We start from the raw sequence: 17,014 nt of genomic DNA, 5'->3' as shown, positions 1-17,014 counted from the left end.
GCGACCCGCACCGAGACGGCGGGGGGACCGGGGTCCGTCACTCGCTTTCCTTCCGGATCACGTCCAGCGCGTGCTGCAGGTCCGCCGGGTAGGTGCTCGCGAACTCCACCCACTGGCCGTCCGAGGGGTGCTCGAAGCCGAGCCGCACCGCGTGCAGCCACTGCCGGGTGAGCCCCAGCCGCTTGGACACGGTCGGGTCGGCGCCGTACGTCAGGTCGCCGACGCAGGGGTGCTTGTGGGCGGCCATGTGCACGCGGATCTGGTGCGTGCGGCCGGTCTCCAGCTTGATGTCCAGCAGCGACGCGGCGCGGAACGCCTCGATCAGGTCGTAGTGGGTGACGGAGGGCTTGCCCTCCGTCGTCACGGCCCACTTGTAGTCGGCGCTGGGGTGGCGGCCGATCGGCGCGTCGATCGTGCCGCTCATCGGGTCCGGGTGGCCCTGGACCAGCGCGTGGTAGCGCTTGTCCACGATCCGCTCGCGGAACTGGTTCTTCAGGGAGGTGTAGGCGCGCTCCGACTTCGCGACGGCCATCAGGCCGGACGTGCCGACGTCGAGGCGGTGCACGATGCCCTGGCGCTCGGCGGCACCGGAGGTGGAGATGCGGTAGCCGGCGGCGGCGAGGCCGCCGATGACCGTGGTGCCGGTCCAGCCGGGGCTGGGGTGGGCGGCGACGCCGACCGGCTTCATGATGACGACGATGTCGTCGTCGTCATGGACGATCTCCATGCCGGGGACGGGCTCGGCGACGAGCTCGATCTTCCGCGGCGGTTCGGGCATCTCGACTTCGAGCCAGGCGCCACCGTGCACACGCTCGGACTTCCCGACGACACTGCCGTCGACCGACACCTTTCCCGCGGCCGCGAGGTCGGCCGCCTTCGTCCGGGAGAAACCGAACATACGGGCGATGGCGGCGTCGACGCGCTCGCCCTCTAGGCCATCGGGAACGGGCAGGGTTCGGATCTCGGGAATCGTACTCACTCGTCGAGTATGCAGGACCGGACAGACGACCGGTCCCGCGATCACTTCCGCGATCGCTTCCGCGACCCTCCGGAGGCCGGTCCCCCGGTCCGCCCCGGCGGGTCCCCGTCAGTCCTTGTGGACGGTGCCGTCCGGGTCCAGGCCCTTGAACGACAGCAGGACGATCAGGATCCCGCCGCACACGATCGCCGAGTCCGCGAGGTTGAAGACCGCGAAGTGGGAGGGGGCGATGAAGTCGACGACCGCGCCCCGGAAGACGCCCGGCGAGCGGAAGATCCGGTCGGTCAGATTGCCCAGCGCACCGCCCAGCAGCAGGCCCAGGGCGATCGCCCACGGCAGGCTGTAGAGCTTCCGCGCGAGGCGCACGATCACCACGATGACGGTGGCGGCGATGCAGGTGAAGATGATCGTGAAGGCCTCGCCGAAGCCGAAGGCGGCGCCGGGATTGCGGATCGCCTCGAACTTCAGGAGATCGCCGATGACCTGGATCGGAGGCTGGTGCTCCAGCTTCGCGACGACGAGCATCTTGCTGCCGAGGTCCAGCAGGTAGGCCAGCACCGCCACGACGAGCAGCGCCGCGATCCGCCGTCGCCCCTTGGGCGCCGCGGACTCCGGCTGGGTGTCGTCTTCCCCGGCCTCCGGCGTACCGATGATGCGCTCCGCCTCTGTCACGTGAGTCCCTCGAACTAGCTCGAACCAGGTGTTGGACGGCACCGCGCCGACCGCCCCGCCAGGTTCCTGGACCCTGACGAGACACGAGGGTACGTCAGGGCACCCACGGGCCGCCGCCCGGCGTCGTCACCGGACGGCCGGGGGCGTGCGTCACGCAGACCCGCCACACGCCCGGCAAGATCCGAAAGAGACGGCCTAGTGCCGCCGCTCCTGCTTCTGCTTGCAGTCCACGCACAGCGTGGCCCTCGGGAAGGCCTGCATCCTGGCCTTGCCGATGGGCTGGCCGCAGTTCTCGCAGATCCCGTACGTGCCCGACTCCAGGCGCTCCACGGCCCGCTCCGTCTGCTCCAGCATCAAGGAGGCGTTCGCCGCGAGGGACAGCTCGGACTCCCGGGTGATGTTCTTGGTGCCCGTGTCGGCCTGGTCGTCGCCCGCGCCGTCGCCGGAGTCCCGCATCAGGCCCGAAATGGCCGCCTCGGAGGCGTCGAGCTCGGCGCGCAGCCGCAGCACCTCGCTCATCAGCTCGCTGCGGGCCTCCTCGACCTCCTCGTGCGTCCACGGGTCCTCCCCGGGCCGTACGGCGAGCTCGCCCGGCGTGCCCGCCCCCGCGCCCCGCGCCTTGGGCAGCCCGCTCCTCGCGGCCGCGGCCGTCTTCCTGGCCGTGCCGGTGCTCTTCTTGGCGACCACTTTGCGGGCTCCCGTCTGTCGCGCGGCCTGCGCCGCCCCCTCGGCTCCGGCCGTCTTGGCCGTGGCCTTCTTCGCGGCCGTCTTCTTGACGGCGGCAGCCTTCTCGGCGGGCGCCTTCGCGGCGGCCGTCTTCTTCGCCGGCGCCGGCGAAGGCGCCGGCGTATCGGCGGCGGACTTCTTCGTCACGGCAGCCTTCTCCGCAGCCTTCTCGGGTGTACTCCCGGCGGTCTTCTTCGCCACCATGGCCGCGGCCCCTTCACATACTGTGATCATTGCTCGCGAATCATGCCGGAACGATAAATCGACTCCGGCCCCACGGCAACGGGGCACGCGTCCAACGAGGTCAACCTGCATCCGTTGTGCCCAGCGGGGGGCCCGGTAATCCGCCCCTCGCACCCCACCCCCGCCCCTTATACACATCCGACGGGCAGAACCGCGACCTCACAGGTCTTTTTCAAAGGAACCTCATCCACCGAAATGGACGGGGTATCAACTTTTTGGCGTTGATTTTTGGCACGCTGTTGAGTTCTCAAGGAACGGACGCTTCCTTTGTACTCACCCTCTCGGGCTTTCCTCCGGGCGCTTCTTTCGTTCTTGTGTCTCCGACTCTATCAGACTCTTTCGTGTCCGATTCCCGGTCGAAGCGGGTTTCGCTTTCCAGTTCTTCGCTTTCGCGTTTCCCTTTCCGGCGAGTCCGACTCTATCAGAAGTTTTCCACCGGATTTCCCGGCTTCAGATTCCTGGATGAGGAGTCGAGGGTGCCCACTCGGAATTGCTTCTCTGGGGGCTTGTTGCCGAACTTGTCCAGTTCCAGGCAACCGTTTGACTCTACATGACACCCCCCGAAGGTTCAAAATCGACGCGACACGACCCCCCGCACCCCCGTACCCTCACCGGCCCGGGGTGGCGCCGGCCTTCGTACTCACACAAGAGGACGGCACGGCCAGGCACACGGTGCACCGCCCGACACCCGCAGGCCACCGGTGCTCGTAGCCTCTCGCTGTGACGGACAAGAATGAGGCGCCACGCACCTCGCACCATGCGTCGGCTACTCCATCAGGCGCGTCTCGTTCGACGCCTTCGCCGAGGAAGACTCCCTGGAGATCACCCTCAGGGAGGGCCATGGAAGCCGGACGTAGTCATCTCCCTCTCCAACCTCCACCACGTCTCGGTCGACAAGCCCCCACAGATCGCCGGCAGCTTCATCGACGAGATCTCCCTGATCCACCTCCCGGCGCTACCGCACCCATGGCCCGCGGACACCGCTGACCATGTCCGGCGGTTCGACGGACTCTGTGAACTCGCGTGGCTGCGGATCGTTGGGCCGGTTCAAATCGAGACTGTCGCCTCGATCGTGACGATTTACACCGCAATGAGCGATGACCAAGCCTCAGTGGTTCAACCCCCTCCCCAAGATCTGTGCCGAGCCGAGTAGCGACGTCGTCTTGACGCGACATCGGAAGTCACACGCTTCGCGTTCCCAAGCAGCTCGGCGAACGCCGTCGCGGCGGTGTCGCGATCCTCGAACCGGTCGACCCAGAGGGAGGAGGTGACGGCCTCGGCGTCCCGATCTGTCTCGAGCCGTCGGCGCTAGTGCTGTGACCGGGAAGGTTTGCCGGGTCGCGGTGTCCGGTGCGGTGCATCTCCCCCAGCTACCGCTGGGAGGGGCCCCCGGGCGGAGGGCCGCCGCTTGTACTGGACGTACTTCGGTGGTCCGACAACGCGGCGAGGTGCCGTGCCGGGCGCCGTGACCCGGTGGACCTTTCCGGTCACAGCACTAGCCGTCCCACAACAGGTTGGCGGGCAGAGGCCCCTCCGATCCCTGGTCCGCGAACCGGATCTCGCACGTCGCCCAGGAGTCGTCGAGGAGATCCAGCAGCCCAAGGCCTGCCGTACCTGCTGGGCCACGTCCAAGCACTCGTCAGTGAACACCTCACCGGCCCAGGAGTGCGCGACCTCGTTGGCGGTGAGCGGCCGGTCAGGCCCTCGACATCGGCCCATCCCCCAGGAGCCTCGACAACGCCTCGCTCGGCGAGCCACACATCCGCGCATCCTCGACGCTTCTTCATCGACATCGATCACAGCGGCGGCGCCAAGGTGACCCCGAAGCCGTGAACGAACGACTCCCGTCTCCACCCCGCCCGCCAACGCATCAGCGTGCGGTTCGCCATGCTCCGCGACGGCACGTTCTACGGGCCCCGCCACCCCCGGCGGGGCTCGTAGAACCAGCCCTCAGGCCGGTCAGGTCAACCGCTTGTGCCGTCGGCCCACGCCGAGATCTCCGCGGCACCCCGCCGGACAGCTTCCGGGACGGGACCTTCTGCGAACCGCAGCCTGTTCGGACGGTCGCTCCGCAGACCTAGACCATGGTCAGGAGGTGATCCGAGGGCCCGTAGTCGATCTTCCAGTCGACATACACTCCCGCGGCCCCGTCCCTCTGGCACCGCGGACCGACCCGTCACCGGCTAGGGAGAACGCGACCGCGGTCTCGAACTTCTCGCTCCCGCACGGGCAGCAGGCCTCGCCAGGATCCGCGTCCTCCCAGAACTCCTCGCTATCCGCGATGAACGCGCGGCCGCCGCAACCAGCGCACACCCGCTCGGCTCCACCCTCGACACCCTCGCCAACCTGATCATCACCATGCACGGGCACATCGTTCCGGCCGGTGTGGAGTGGACCGCTGCCTTCGCGGATCTGGACTCGGCGGACTTTCCGGTGCTCTGGGTCCTGACTCCGTATGGGGACGCTGTGTTCAACCAGCGGCAGATGCCGTTGCTGCTGGCGGAACTCGACCGGCTTCCGGCCGCCTGTGGTGGCGAGTGGGTCACTCAGGCCCGCGAGTTGTGCCAGGTCGTCGAGCGCGGTTCGCACCTGTATGTGTGGTTCCTTGTCGGCGTACGCTTCAAAGTGCAGCGGGCCGTATTCGCGAACGTGCACCACGCGTCATGGCCGATCTTGCCGGACTGTCACGGGGTGGCGTTGCCGCCTTGTTCGAGTTCCTTGAGGAACTGTCGTTGGCCGTCCAGGAATCCGTCCGCGAAGAGCGAGCGGGGCGAGAAGAGCGCAGTGAGCGTGATCTTGAGGTCCGACTGCTCGATGGACTGCTTGAGCAATGAATGGGTCGCGTCCGGGTAGCGCTTGGCCGTCAAGGCACCGCCTGCGTCCAGCACCTCGCGGTAGACGCGCTCCGTGTCGGCGATGTCTACGTTGATGTCATGACCCGCGAGGGCCAGCAGCACCGGTACGCCGCGCAGGGCGCGAAGGTCTTGCGTGGCGTCCGCGGTGTAGTTCTTGGAGATGAAGCCCCAGCGATCGTCGGTCATGCCGTCCGCGTCGCCGCCCATGGCCTTGACGTACTCCTCGAAGGTCGCGTGGCGTTCCAGCAGCCGTCGGGTCGTGTCGCTCTTGGCGATCGCCGCGTTGGTACGGGCTGCCGGCGCGCCGTCGGCGCGCAGCTCGGCGAGGAGGTTGTAGCGGCCCTGCTGGAGCCAGTTGATCGCGGGCGAGACGGCGATGACGAAGCTCACGGGCGTCTTGGCTGCGACCTTCGGCAGGACCCAGCCCGCCTGGCTGGCGCCCCAGAGCCCGATCCGTTCGCCGTCGATGTCCGGGCGGGTGCGCGCCCAGGCGATGGCGGCGGCTGCCTCGTCGGCCCGGTCGTCCATGGACTGGCCGAGCCAGTTCCCGGGCGCGCCCGCGACGCCGGGCTTGTCCCAGGACAGGGAGGCGTAGCCGGCCTTGGCGTTCGCTTCCCACAGGGGCTTGTACCCGTCGTCATGGGTGGCGTCGACGGGGCCGTCGCCGTGGACGTACACGACCAGGCCGTGGTGCTTGCGGCTGTCCTTGGGGGTGGTCAGTACTCCGTTGAGGATGTGGCCGCCGTGGCGGATCGATACCCGCTGCTCGTCCATGGCGTAGGAGTGCTGCCACAGCACCACGCTGACGAGACCGGCGGCCACGACCAGGGCCGTGACGAGTGACCACACGGCTGTGCGGAGCCCGCGCCGTCGGGGCTGGATCTTTGGATGCATGGGATCTGACCGCCTCTGTTCAGGTGAGCGAACCTGAAACTATCAGAACGAGTACGATCGTTGTAAGCGTGATAGTTTTGAGTTCCGGGTTGCAGTGAGAGAAGAGGGCACGGCATGGGAACGGACACGACGGACACCGGTGCTGGACCGGTGACGGTCCGGCGGGGCCTTCCGGCCGGCGCCGAGCGGCGGGCGGCCGAGATGTACTGGGCCGCCTTCGGCCGTAAACTCGGCCCCGCGCTGAACCCGCCGGACAAGGCGGTGCCCTTCATCGCCGCCCACCTGAACGCTGATCGCGCGGTGTGCGCGATCCTCGACGGGCAGCTCGTCGGCCTCGCCGGCTACCAGCTCGGCGGCCGTGCCCTCACCGGGGGATCGGCCTCCGCCGTGCTGCGCGTGTACGGACACTTGCGGGGGCTGCCCAGGCTCCTGCTCCTCGCCCTGTTCGAACGCCACCCGGCCCCCGGACAGCTCGTCATGGACGGCATCGCCGTGGACCCGGGCATACGCGGGCGTGGTGTAGGGAGCCTGCTCATCGAGGAAGTGGCCGCCGTGGCGGCGGAGCAGCACTGCCGGGAGATCAGACTGGATGTGATCGACACCAATCCGCGCGCCAGGGCCCTGTACGAGCGGCGCGGCTTCACGGCCGTGGGGACCGAGCGCACGCCCTACCTGCGCGGGCTGCTGGGGTTCGGCGCGGTGACCACCATGCGTCGCACCGTCGGAACGAGAGGGGCGAAAGAACTGTGAGCGCCGAGGCGGACCACGTCGAGGTCCCCACCCGCATGCTCGTCCACGCGCTGATCCGCGAGGACGGCACCGTCGGCGCGGACGAGCTCTACACCGTCGCCAACACCCTGGGCATGAGCGACCAGCAGGTGCGGCTGTGCGCCAAACGCCTCGTGGCCGAGGGCCGGTTCACCCACGAGGGCCGTGGCCGCAAGGCGCAGCTGCACGCGACCGCGGACACCACGCGTGCCCTGGCCCCCAACGCGGACTTCCTCCGGCACGCGTTCCAGCAAGACGCCGGGCTCGCGCCCTGGGACGGTGTCTGGCACCTGGCGGCCTTCGCGGTGCCCGAATCGGCCCGCACGGCCCGGGACGCCCTGCGTGAGACCCTCGTCCACTTCGGCGGCGCCCCGCTCCAGGGCGGACTGTACGTCTGCGCCAACGCCTGGGAACCGTACGTCGAAGAAGCGGCCCACCGCCTCGGCGCCGACGAAGCGCTCACCCTCCTCACCACGACTGACCTGCGCAAGGGCGACACCCAAGAGCCTGTCGAACTCGCCCGCCGCCTGTGGTCCCTGCAGGAGATCGCCGACCGCTACCACCGCCTCAGCCGCATCACCCAGCCCCGCCTCGCCCGGCTCACCGGCCCTGCCGAACTCTCCTCATCCTCACTCCTCACCATCGCGGTCGAGCTGGCCGCCGAACTCACCCGCGCCATGGAGCCCGACCCGCTGCTGCCGCCTCAGCTCCTGCCCCAGCCCTGGCCCGGCACCCAGGCCCGGGAGCTCGTCGCCCGGTGCTGGGCGGTCCTGCACGAACGAGAAGGCGGCGAAGCCCGCCCAGCCCTCTTCCGCCTCTACGCCGACATCACCCGAGAAGCTGCAGACCGGGCCGCGCGCTGAGTACGGGACAGAGGGCGTGCACTTTGATTCGTACCGACCGGTGCATGTTCGGGGCTCTGGCAAGATTTTCGTAGGCGAAGATCATCTCGGTGAGATGGTCGGCCGGTCGGCATAGCGTCGTCGGAGGTGGGCGATCAGGACGACGCGGTGTCTGAGGAGACGGACGCCGGCGCGTCCGGCCATGATGCGTTTCTGCAGCTTGACGTCGGTGATCCGGCCCTCGTTGACCCCGGAGTTGTAGGGGGTGGTGATGCCCTGGGTGACGGCATCCCGGTCTTCGCGCAGGGCCCTGGCAAGGCCGGTCAGCGGTGCGAGTCCGGTGTTCGCGAGGTCGTCCAGCCACTTGGGCAGGGATGTCGCGTCGCGGTTGTCGAGCATGTCGGCGAACCGGCGGACCAGGTCGTGCGCGGTCCTGAGTTCAGGGCAGTGGTCGAGGAGGCGGGGCAGGCGGTCGTTGATGTGCGGGCTGCGCCGGTGAGGGTGGGTCGTGATCCATCGGGCGGCTTCGCGTGGTGAGGGCGGCCGCTCGCGGGGCTCGTCCAGAGGCAGGCCCCGCCTGAGCGGTGCGACGGCCATCTTCACGCGCTGGTAGTGGCCGGGATAGCCCTTGGTCTGCAGTTCTTCGTGCAGGATCTTGGCGCTGTGCTGTCCCTCGTCCCAGCGTTGCTGCAGGTAGTCGAGGTAGGGATCCAGGGTAGAGAACTTGCGTGGAGGGCGCCGCACGACCTCCTGCCAGGTGCGGGCTCGGGCGTACTTGCTGACGGTGCGGCGGTTCAGGCCGAGCTCCCGGGCCACGGAGCTGTGGCTCCGGCCAGAGCGGGTCAAAGCCTGAACGGCTTCGAAAAGCCTTCGAGCGTGACGCTCGGCCAGCGTGTCCTCGGTGGTGTTCTCGACGCACTCCTCGACCGGTGCGGCAGCGGTGTCGTTGATCGGAGGCAGTGCTGCGGGCAGGCAGCCGCGGTGGGTGGAGGCGATGTCCTGGACTCGGCGGGAGAGGCCCTGCCAAAGGTGAAAGCGGTCACTGACCTGCACGGCGTCCGGGGCGCCGACGGTGATGCCCTGCCGGTAGGCGAGGGAGCCGTCGCGGCAGGCGACCTCAACCCCTGGGTGTTCGCGGAGCCAGCGGCCGAGCCGTTCCGCGTCGCGTCCTTCCCAAAGCGTAAGCGGGAGCCGCGTGGTGGCGTCGACCAGGAGAGTTCCGTAGGTGTCGCCGTAGAGTGCGAAGTCGTCCACCCCCAGCACCCGCGGCGCAACCAGCGGCGGCAACGGCACCCGCATCAGCTGGGACAGGACGGCGACCCGCGAAAGCCTGATGTTCAGCATCCGAAGCATCCGGGAACCGCCCCGGCCGGCCAGCACGACTCCGACGTCCTCCACCAGGCGCTGCAACGCCGGTGTCCGCCGCTGGTAGCGCACGGTCAGCCCCGGTACTTGCTCGGCGAAAGTCGCCTTCGAGCAGGCCATGTTTTCGCAGTACAGACGGCGTACGGACAAGATGATGCGTAAAGGCTTGCCTGCGAGCGTGACGTCGGAAAGGCGCCGTACATAGCGGCTGTGGCGCCACCCGCTGAGCTGTCCGCATCCCGTACATCCCGCTGGAACACCGGATCTCGTGCGGGCCCGGACCGCCACCACAGCATCAGAGACCTCGACCGAGTCCACGAGGACATCAGCCAACTGCGGCAACAGACCGACCAGTTCACCAGGGCACAGTCAAAGACTGCCCGCCGCGCAGACCGACTGCCCCTCCTGACGAGATGATCTTCGCCTACGAAAATCTTGCCAGAGCCATGTTCGGGTGTACGCCGACATTCCTCGGCGACTGACCCTGTTCGGCTGGGCTTCAACTCTCCTGGGGTCGTTGCTTACTTGCCCTCCGGCGGGCTTGCTGTCCGCGATGTGTCCCAGGATCGCGAGCAGGTCGCCGTCGGCAAACCGCCCTGCCGTGGCCGCAAGACCGCGGGCCTGGTCGACTCTGCCGTTGACGCCCCGGCACCACACCCTCGCGCCGGTATAGCCCGGCGGGGTCGAGTAGCGCACCGAGTTGAAACTGATGGTGCGGTCCGGACTCAACTGGCTCCACAACTGGACTTTGCCACGGCCGCCGACAGGGTTGTCGGAGCACCGACAGCCCGCCTTTGCCGGCGACATCGCCCAGGGAGCCACGGAGGCCGGAGCGGTGGTTTTCGTGTGCGCTACGTGTGGAGTCTCCCTGACCGAGGCACTCACACGACTGCCCGCGGTGCCCGAGGCTCCGTATTACGCGTGGTGGGACGCCGACGAGCCCGGCCCGTCACCGGCCACCGTGCCTCCGGGCTGCTACGCGATCGAGACGGAGCCGTACGGAGCGCCCCTGGTGGTCGCCCGAGCACCCGGGCCCGTGATGCCGCGTCGGGGGGCGAAGAGCGACGTGCACGGGCAGCCGCTGGTGTCGCGGGGCCCGCGGGGCAACATCGTCATCAACCCGGGTGACGCCCGCGGCCTGGAGCTGCGGCACGCGTCCGCCGCCTGCTGCGGAGCGACTCCGGACGGCGGGATGAACCAGATGTGCCCCTGCGGGACACTCGTCGCAACGCTCTGCTCCGACTGCTGCCTGCCGTACGAGCTCCACCTCTCCGCCGGCCACGTCCGCGCCGTTCACCCCTGAGGGCCGCCCGTCTCACTTCGGGCCGCACGATCGGGACGCTCGAGCTGGTCCGGACCCAGGAGCCGCTGCGTCGACACCTTCCGGCCCCGCCCGCGGACATCCTGGATGTCGGCAGGGGGCCGGCGTGCACGCCGGTGGCTCACGGACGACGGATACCGGGTCACTGGGGTCGATCCCGTGCAGCGGCACGTCAGCCAGGCCCGGCCCTGGGCTGACGGCCTTGGTCGGGGACGCGCAGCAACTGGACCGGGAGGACGAATCGATCGACGCGGTGCTCCTGCTCGGTCCCCTCTGCCAGCTACCTGATCCTTCGGGCCGGGCACGAGCATGGCGGGAGCACACCGGACCGTCAGGCCCGGCGGCCTGGTGGCCGCAGCCGCTCAGCCGCTCAGCCGTAACCAGCATGCATCTGCTCGCCCTCGTACGGCGGCCGTCCAGGCGCTGACCAGCTGGCGTGGTCAGTCGGGCCTGTTCTTTCGTTTTCGCCCCACCGACGGGGGCAGGTCAGGCTGCGTCGTCCAGGAGGCCGAAGGCTTCCGGGAAGTCCTCGAGGAACTCACGGCGCGACGGATCGGTCTCCTCCGCGGCCATCTTCCCCAGCAGCTCGAGGAATTCGGTCCGCTGGTCGTTCGACAGGTCGCCCACCAGGTGGGCGGCGCCCTCCAAGACCTTGACCGCGTCGTCGGGATCCATCTGCTCGTCCTCGCTGCCCTCCACGAACCAGAGGACATCGACCAAGGCCTCGGTCAGGGCGCGGTTCAAAGACGAGTACACGGGCATCAGTTCGTTCTCCCAGCAGTGGAGTTCAGAGTCCGGCCATCCCAGCACACACCACTGACACGGTCAGCAGCGGCGGTGCCACCACGCCAACTCCGTTGGTGTCAGGGGTTCGTGGTGGGTTCGGTTGAGGAGCATGTCGTCCAGGGCCTCGACCCGTGCACGCAGTTCCGCGGAGGCTTTCGGCGGCAACAGGAAAAGGGCTTCCTGCAGCTTGTCCCGCGCCCAGCCCTCGCCGCAGCACGAGCAGGTGAACTCCGACTCCCACCGCTTCCAGCGGCGCTTGCTCCCGTGGACTCGGACGGACCACACGCTGAGTGCGACGGACACGATGCCCGGGGTCAAGCGGTCGCGCTCGAGGACCCGGACGGCCGCGTTCGCCGCACCCGACAGTCCTGGGACATCGCGGTACCGCGCCCACGGATTGCGCGAGCCCCGCTCACGCGGTCGAAGTGTCGCCGGCGCTCTACGCGGCACGGTCCCTTCCCGTGGATGTCATGAACCGGATCATCGCACGCTGCGGGCGCGGCGGCGGCGCATTTTGCCCGCCGCATTCTGCGCCGCACGCGTTGCATGGAACAAATGATCTGGTCCAGAACGCAGAAAAGCCCCGCACCATAAGGTGCGGGGCTTTCCCACAATAATTGTTCGGCGGCGTCCTACTCTCCCACAGGGTCCCCCCTGCAGTACCATCGGCGCTGAAAGGCTTAGCTTCCGGGTTCGGAATGTAAACCGGGCGTTTCCCTAACGCTATGACCACCGAAACACTACCCACTCCGAGGAGCCCTCCCCCATGACGACCATGACGACCATGCCGACCACGCCCGCGACCACGCCGACGACCCCGAGCGCGCGGTCCGCGCCGTCCGCGGCGCACCCCGCGCTGGACACCGCGTACTTCAGCCGCTGGATCGCCGAGACCAACCGGCTCGTACGCCGGGACAGCGCGCGCCTGACCGAGCTGGACGCGGTCATCGGCGACGGGGACCACGGGGCCAATCTCGTACGGGGCTTCGGCGCCGTCGGCGCGGCCGTCGCCGAGCAGCGGCCCGCCACCCCCGGGGCGCTGCTGACCCTGGCCGGCACGACGCTGACGAACACCGTGGGCGGCGCGTCGGGCCCGCTGTTCGGCACCGCGCTGCGCCGCACGGGCAAGGTGCTCGGGGACACCGAGGTGCCGACCGCGGCCGAGCTGGGTGCCGCGCTCGGCGCCGGGCTGCGCTCCGTGCAGAAGCTGGGCGGCGCCGAGCTCGGCGACGCCACGCTGGTGGACGCGCTGGCTCCGGCGGTGAAGGCGCTGTCCGAAGCCGCCGGGGCGGACCGCCCGCTGCGCGAGGCCCTGGACGAGGCGGCAGCGGCGGCCCGCGCGGGCGCCGACGCCACCGAGGGGCTCGAAGCCCGCAAGGGCCGGGCCAGTTACCTCGGCGAGCGCAGCGTCGGGCACCAGGACGCCGGGGCCAACTCCGTGGCCCTGCTGATGGAGGCGCTGCGCAGCGCGGTCGACGCCGCCGGGGCGGAGCTCGCGCCCGGGGAGCCGGCCGTGGAGCCGGTCGTCACCGCGGCCCCGGCGGACCGGCCGGCGCCGAAGACCCGTACCGGCCGGGTCGGCGTGGTCCTGGTCTCGCACAGCAAGGCGGTCGCGGAGTCCGTCGCCGCCCTGTCGGGGGCGCTGATCGGCTCGGTCGAGCCGGCGCCGCTCGCGGTGGCGGGCGGCACCCCGGACGGCGGTATCGGCACGAGCGCGGAGCTGATCACGGCCGCCGCCCGGTCCGTGGACGAGGGACAGGGCGTGGCGGTGCTCTGCGACATGGGCAGCGCGGTACTGACGGTGAAGTCGCTGCTGGGCGAGGAGCCCTCCCAACTGCCCGAAGGCGCCCGGATCGTGGACGCGCCGTTCCTGGAGGGCGCCGTGGCGATCACCCTGACCTCGGCGATCGGCGGCGACCTCGATGCCGTGCTGGCCGCCGCCGAGGACGCGCGCGGCTATCGCAAGCGCTGACCGGGGGCCGGCGGGGCCGAGGGGAGGGCGCCCTTGAGCAGGAGGGTGTCCAGTGGTTCTGCGGGCCCCTTCGGCTCGGCGGCGGCCCCGGCCCGGGGCGCGGCTCCGCACAGCGCCTGTTCGCGCAGGGCGGCCAGGGCCGCGTCGACCGGATGCGGCACCGGGCGGCCCTGCGCGTCCGTGCGCTGATAGCCCATCAGGTTGATGCCCAGCGCCACCTGCCGCTTGCCGTCGGGTGTGGACATCGCCTGGGTGCCCGAGCCCCAGACCGCGCCGTCGTGGCCCCACACCGGGCCGCACGAGGTGTCCACGGTGTAGACGCCGAGGCCGTAGCCCATGACCACGGTGCCGCTCCCGTCCTTGACCGGCACCGCGGTCTTCATCTCGCGGAGCTGGGCGGCGGGCAGCAACCCGCCCTGGAACAGGGCCCGGTAGAAGGTGTTCAGGTCCTGGGTGGTCGAGATCAGCGCACCGGCCGTGCCGGCCATCGTCATGTTGTACTCGGAGTAGTCGCGGGGCGGATCGATGAGCCCGCCGAAGTTCTCGTACAGCTTGGAGTGCGGGCCCTTGATCCGCGGGTCCGTGCCGGGGAAGTAGGTGTCCTTCAGCCCGGCCCCGCGGATCACGTTCTCGGTGATCACCCGCTCCGGGTCCTTGCCGGTGACCTCGCGGATCAGTTCCCCGAGCAGCAGGTAGTTGGTGTTCGAGTACGACCAGTCCGTGCCGGGTTCGAAGAGCTGCGGGGCGCCGACCCCGTAGCCGATCAGCACCTCGGGCGCGATGGTGCGGTGGCGGAACTCGTCGAGGCTGCGGGGGGAGTTCTCCTTGAAGGACGGGAAGGCCTCCGCGACGTAGTCGGGGAGGCCGCTCGTGTGGTTGAGCAGCATCCGCACGGTGACCTTGCGGCCGCGCTCGCCCGGGAGCAGCTCGGGGAGGTAGTCGCCGACCGGCCGGTCGAGCCCGATCCGGCCCTTGGCGCTGAGCTGGAGCACCGCGACCGAGGTGAAGGACTTGGTGACGCTGCCGACCCGGTGGCGCATGCCCGGCCGGGTGGGGCGCCCGGTGGCGGTGTCCGCGACGCCGGTGGCGCCGTCCCACCGGGCGCGGCCGTCGCGGACGGAGGCGTACGACCCGTACATGCCGGCGTCGCGTACGGCGTCGAGCCGCCGGGTGAGGGACTCGCGGTCGAGGCCGCGCGCGGCGGAGTCCGAGGCCCCCGGCCCGGCGGCGGCGGTCGCCGCCGGGGCGGCCCCGGCCAGCAGGGCCAGGAGGACGGCGGCCGCGGCGGCCGTCCTGCGTGCGCGGCGGTGTCGCTCTGAGTGGGTGTGCTGCACCGGTGTCTCCCCGAGTCGGTGTGCGCTGGCGGGCAGGTGGTCGATCATGCCCACCCCGGATTCTTCCGGGGGTCCGGCGCGCGCCCATCACCCCCGGGGACGATCCGTTCGCGCGCCGCCTCGTGCTCAAGTACCGGGCGGACCTCCCCCGTACGGGTCCCTTGACGCCTGGCAGCATCAGGGGCATGACACCTCGCAAGATCCGCGGCCCGGCCGAGCGGGTGCTCGGATACGCGCGCGTCCAGGAAGCCCGCGACCCCGGGACCACGGCGGACCGGCTGCGCGAGCTCGCCGGGGACGAGATCACGCCACCGTTCGACGCATGGCCGTCCACCACCCCGGCGCCCCGCGGTCGCTGCGCGCCGAACTCCTCGCCGAGGGCGCCTGCGCCTGTCCCGGGCACTGCAGCCCGGGCGCCTGGGGCACGCTGCTCCGCAGGTGGCGGGAGACCGGGCGACCGTGACACGGGAGCGCGGCAGGTCGGCAAAGCGGAAGGAAATTTACCGGCGGTCACGTGCGGTTCCCGCACATGGCGATCGCTCAGCGTTTACGGGGTCTTGACGCGGAAACCTGCGGCCGGACCGGGTCCTGGCGATGGAATCCGCACATGAACAGCTCTTGACCTGCGGATCTCGTGAAGATTGCATGTCGGCCCGGGAGCCACCGAACCACTCTTGCCCACCACCGCCCCGGAGGCGATACCGCTCCCGCGCTCACTCACCGCATCTGCCGATCGGAACACCGCACCGATGTCTGACACGATCAGCGCCCCTCAGGCCCTCTCCCCCGCCACCGGGCCCACCCCCCAGAAGCTCAAGCGTTCCATCGGCGTCGTCGGCGGTACCCTGCTCACGCTGTCGTGCGTGACGCCCGCCTCGACGCTCTTCGTCGTCGTTCCGGACCTCTTCTCCAGCCTCGGCACCTGGACCGCCCTCACCATCGCGATCGGCTCGCTGCTCTGCGTCGGCGTCGCCTTCTGCTACTCGGAGCTGGGCACCCTCATCCCCAGCGCCGGCGGCGAGTACGCGATGGTGTCGACCCTGTCCGGGCGGCTCGCCGGCTGGCTGGTCTTCGTCCTCTCCCTGCTGGTCGTGATGATCGTGCCGCCCGTGATCGCCATGGGCACCGCCGACTACCTCGCCCCCGTGGTCGACGTACCGGCCCCGGCCGCCGGCGCCGGCGTGATGCTGCTCGCCACCCTCGCCGGCCTCCTCGACCTGCGGGCCAACGCCTGGATCACGGGCGTCTTCCTCGTCCTGGAGGTCGTGGCGGCCGCGCTCGTCGCCGTCCTCGGCTTCGCGCACGGCGAGCGCGGCGCGGACGCCCTCGTGCACGGCTCGGTGGCCGCGGAAACCGGCGGCACCTCCACCGTCACCGCGATGATGGTCGTCTCCGGACTCGCCATCGCCCTGTTCATCACCCAGGGATTCTCGACGGCCGTCTACCTCTCCGAGGAACTGGAGCACCCGCGCCGCAACGTCCCGCGGACCGTGCTCGCCACCCTCGCCATCTCCACCGCCGTCATCCTGGTCCCGGTCATCGCCATCACCCTGGGCGCCCCCGACCTCGAGGCGCTGACCTCCGGCGACCTCGGCGCGATGGTGACCGCCTGGTCCAACTCCGCCGTCGGCACCTTCGTCAGCCTGTGCGTGGCCCTCGCCATCGTCAACGCCGGCATCGTCATGGTCATCCAGAACTCCCGGGTGCTCTTCGCCTCCGCCCGCGACAAGGCCTGGCCCGCGCCCGTCAACGCGGCGCTCTCGCGGCTCGGCCGGTTCGGTTCCCCGTGGGTGGCCACCCTGCTCGTCGGCGTCCCGGGTGCGGCGATGTGCTTCGTCAACCTCGACACCCTGTACGGGGTCACCGGCGTCTCGGTGACCGGCATGTACCTGCTGGTGGCGGTGGCCGCGCTGGGCAGCCGGCGCGGGGCGCACCGCGACACGGCCGCCTGGCGGATGCCGCTGTGGCCGGCCGTCCCGGTCCTGCTGATCCTGGTGTTCGCGTACATCCTGACCCAGCAGGAGACCCAGTACCTGCTGTGGACCGGCGGGATCACCGCCGTCGCCACCCTGTACTGGGCGCTGTACCTGCGCCCGCGCAAGGACACCCGCTGGCTGGTCAGCATCCCGGTGGACGAGGACAACCCGGCTCCGGCCGCGGTTCCCGCACAGGCCTCCGCCCCGGCCCTGTAGGGCCGCCCGGCGGCCCCGCCTCCTGGCGGCCCGACGACCCGGCACCAGGACCCCGTACGCGCGGA

The 17,014-nt window shown here is 70.1% G+C and carries 14 protein-coding genes, 1 rRNA gene and 1 pseudogene; 7 read left to right on the top strand and 9 right to left on the bottom strand.

The window, feature by feature from the left end; translation table 11 throughout:
- Positions 1-37: 37 nt before the first annotated feature.
- The 4 genes from DRB96_RS34620 to DRB96_RS34590 form a co-directional block, all read right to left on the bottom strand.
- The gene (locus tag DRB96_RS34620; protein WP_112451992.1) at positions 38-979 is read right to left on the bottom strand and encodes an RluA family pseudouridine synthase; all 942 of its coding nucleotides are present in this window, start codon (positions 977-979) and stop codon (positions 38-40) included.
- A 108-nt stretch (positions 980-1,087) separates the two neighbouring features.
- The gene (gene lspA / locus DRB96_RS34615) at positions 1,088-1,651 is read right to left on the bottom strand and encodes a signal peptidase II (RefSeq protein ID WP_112451991.1); all 564 of its coding nucleotides are present in this window, start codon (positions 1,649-1,651) and stop codon (positions 1,088-1,090) included.
- Between the two features lie 195 nt (positions 1,652-1,846).
- The gene (locus DRB96_RS34610) at positions 1,847-2,581 is read right to left on the bottom strand and encodes a TraR/DksA C4-type zinc finger protein (protein ID WP_112451990.1); all 735 of its coding nucleotides are present in this window, start codon (positions 2,579-2,581) and stop codon (positions 1,847-1,849) included.
- Between the two features lie 2,723 nt (positions 2,582-5,304).
- A complete protein-coding gene (locus tag DRB96_RS34590; RefSeq protein WP_112451989.1) occupies positions 5,305-6,369 on the bottom strand; it encodes an alpha/beta hydrolase in 1,065 nt (354 codons plus the stop codon).
- Positions 6,370-6,483: 114 nt separating this feature from the next.
- Here DRB96_RS34590 and DRB96_RS34585 point away from each other — a divergent pair, with 114 nt between their 5' ends.
- Complete coding sequence (locus DRB96_RS34585) at positions 6,484-7,119, top strand: GNAT family N-acetyltransferase (RefSeq protein ID WP_112451988.1); 636 nt, start codon at positions 6,484-6,486, stop codon at positions 7,117-7,119.
- Between the two features lie 35 nt (positions 7,120-7,154).
- A complete protein-coding gene (locus DRB96_RS34580; RefSeq protein WP_112454079.1) occupies positions 7,155-8,000 on the top strand; it encodes a PaaX family transcriptional regulator C-terminal domain-containing protein in 846 nt (281 codons plus the stop codon).
- 81 nt (positions 8,001-8,081) lie between these two features.
- On the opposite strand, the gene DRB96_RS34575 is transcribed toward DRB96_RS34580, so the two are convergent.
- A complete protein-coding gene (locus DRB96_RS34575) occupies positions 8,082-9,662 on the bottom strand; it encodes an ISL3 family transposase (protein WP_239516467.1) in 1,581 nt (526 codons plus the stop codon).
- A gap of 580 nt (positions 9,663-10,242) precedes the next feature.
- On the opposite strand from DRB96_RS34575, the gene DRB96_RS34570 reads away from it, so the two are divergent.
- Positions 10,243-10,647, top strand: a complete 405-nt coding sequence (locus tag DRB96_RS34570) for a hypothetical protein (protein WP_112451986.1) — start codon at positions 10,243-10,245, stop codon at positions 10,645-10,647.
- Positions 10,648-11,151: 504 nt separating this feature from the next.
- Here the strand turns inward: DRB96_RS34570 and DRB96_RS34565 are convergent.
- From DRB96_RS34565 to rrf, 3 genes are all read right to left on the bottom strand, one after another.
- Positions 11,152-11,427, bottom strand: coding sequence for a hypothetical protein (locus tag DRB96_RS34565; RefSeq protein WP_112451985.1), 276 nt, complete (start codon positions 11,425-11,427; stop codon positions 11,152-11,154).
- Between the two features lie 63 nt (positions 11,428-11,490).
- Positions 11,491-11,754: a hypothetical protein gene (locus DRB96_RS34560; protein WP_162688832.1), complete on the bottom strand. Its 264-nt coding sequence runs from the start codon at positions 11,752-11,754 to the stop codon at positions 11,491-11,493.
- A 316-nt stretch (positions 11,755-12,070) separates the two neighbouring features.
- Positions 12,071-12,188, bottom strand: a 5S ribosomal RNA gene (rrf, locus tag DRB96_RS34555).
- A gap of 119 nt (positions 12,189-12,307) precedes the next feature.
- Between rrf and dhaL the strand changes: the two are divergent.
- Positions 12,308-12,913: pseudogene (dhaL, locus tag DRB96_RS45335) on the top strand (dihydroxyacetone kinase subunit DhaL); the annotation flags it as partial.
- Positions 12,902-13,423, top strand: a complete 522-nt coding sequence (locus DRB96_RS45330; RefSeq protein ID WP_239516899.1) for a PTS fructose transporter subunit IIA — start codon at positions 12,902-12,904, stop codon at positions 13,421-13,423. The pseudogene dhaL and the gene DRB96_RS45330, both read left to right, overlap by 12 nt.
- On the opposite strand, the gene DRB96_RS34545 is transcribed toward DRB96_RS45330, so the two are convergent.
- Positions 13,408-14,757 carry a serine hydrolase domain-containing protein gene (locus DRB96_RS34545; RefSeq protein WP_239517794.1) on the bottom strand — a complete coding sequence of 450 codons (1,350 nt, stop codon included), beginning with the start codon at positions 14,755-14,757 and terminating at the stop codon, positions 13,408-13,410. The two genes, DRB96_RS45330 and DRB96_RS34545, sit on opposite strands and share 16 nt — an antisense overlap.
- Positions 14,758-15,079: 322 nt before the next feature.
- Here DRB96_RS34545 and DRB96_RS43360 point away from each other — a divergent pair, with 322 nt between their 5' ends.
- Both DRB96_RS43360 and DRB96_RS34540 read left to right on the top strand, forming a co-directional pair.
- On the top strand, positions 15,080-15,220 hold the full coding sequence (locus DRB96_RS43360) for a hypothetical protein (RefSeq protein ID WP_162688831.1): 141 nt from the start codon (positions 15,080-15,082) through the stop codon (positions 15,218-15,220).
- A gap of 286 nt (positions 15,221-15,506) precedes the next feature.
- Positions 15,507-16,949 (top strand): APC family permease, encoded by a 1,443-nt coding sequence (locus DRB96_RS34540; protein ID WP_112451982.1) that lies wholly within the window; start codon positions 15,507-15,509, stop codon positions 16,947-16,949.
- Positions 16,950-17,014: the final 65 nt, after the last annotated feature.

The sequence above is a fragment of the Streptomyces sp. ICC1 genome (genome assembly GCF_003287935.1).
GTDB classification, from domain to species: domain Bacteria; phylum Actinomycetota; class Actinomycetes; order Streptomycetales; family Streptomycetaceae; genus Streptomyces; species Streptomyces tritrimontium.
Note: the sequence above shows the minus strand (reverse complement) of the source record. Positions and strands in the feature narration are given on the sequence as shown.

Excerpts from the sequence above, each read along its gene's own strand:
- DRB96_RS34610 (WP_112451990.1), bottom strand. The coding sequence starts at position 2,581 with ATGGTGGCGAAGAAGACCGCCGGGAGTACACCCGAGAAGGCTGCGGAG.
- DRB96_RS34590 (WP_112451989.1), bottom strand. The coding sequence starts at position 6,369 with ATGCATCCAAAGATCCAGCCCCGACGGCGCGGGCTCCGCACAGCCGTG.
- DRB96_RS34585 (WP_112451988.1), top strand. The coding sequence starts at position 6,484 with ATGGGAACGGACACGACGGACACCGGTGCTGGACCGGTGACGGTCCGG.
- DRB96_RS34580 (WP_112454079.1), top strand. The coding sequence starts at position 7,155 with ATGCTCGTCCACGCGCTGATCCGCGAGGACGGCACCGTCGGCGCGGAC.
- DRB96_RS34565 (WP_112451985.1), bottom strand. The coding sequence starts at position 11,427 with ATGCCCGTGTACTCGTCTTTGAACCGCGCCCTGACCGAGGCCTTGGTC.
- DRB96_RS45330 (WP_239516899.1), top strand. The coding sequence starts at position 12,902 with ATGGAGGCGCTGCGCAGCGCGGTCGACGCCGCCGGGGCGGAGCTCGCG.
- DRB96_RS43360 (WP_162688831.1), top strand. The coding sequence starts at position 15,080 with ATGGCCGTCCACCACCCCGGCGCCCCGCGGTCGCTGCGCGCCGAACTC.
- DRB96_RS34540 (WP_112451982.1), top strand. The coding sequence starts at position 15,507 with ATGTCTGACACGATCAGCGCCCCTCAGGCCCTCTCCCCCGCCACCGGG.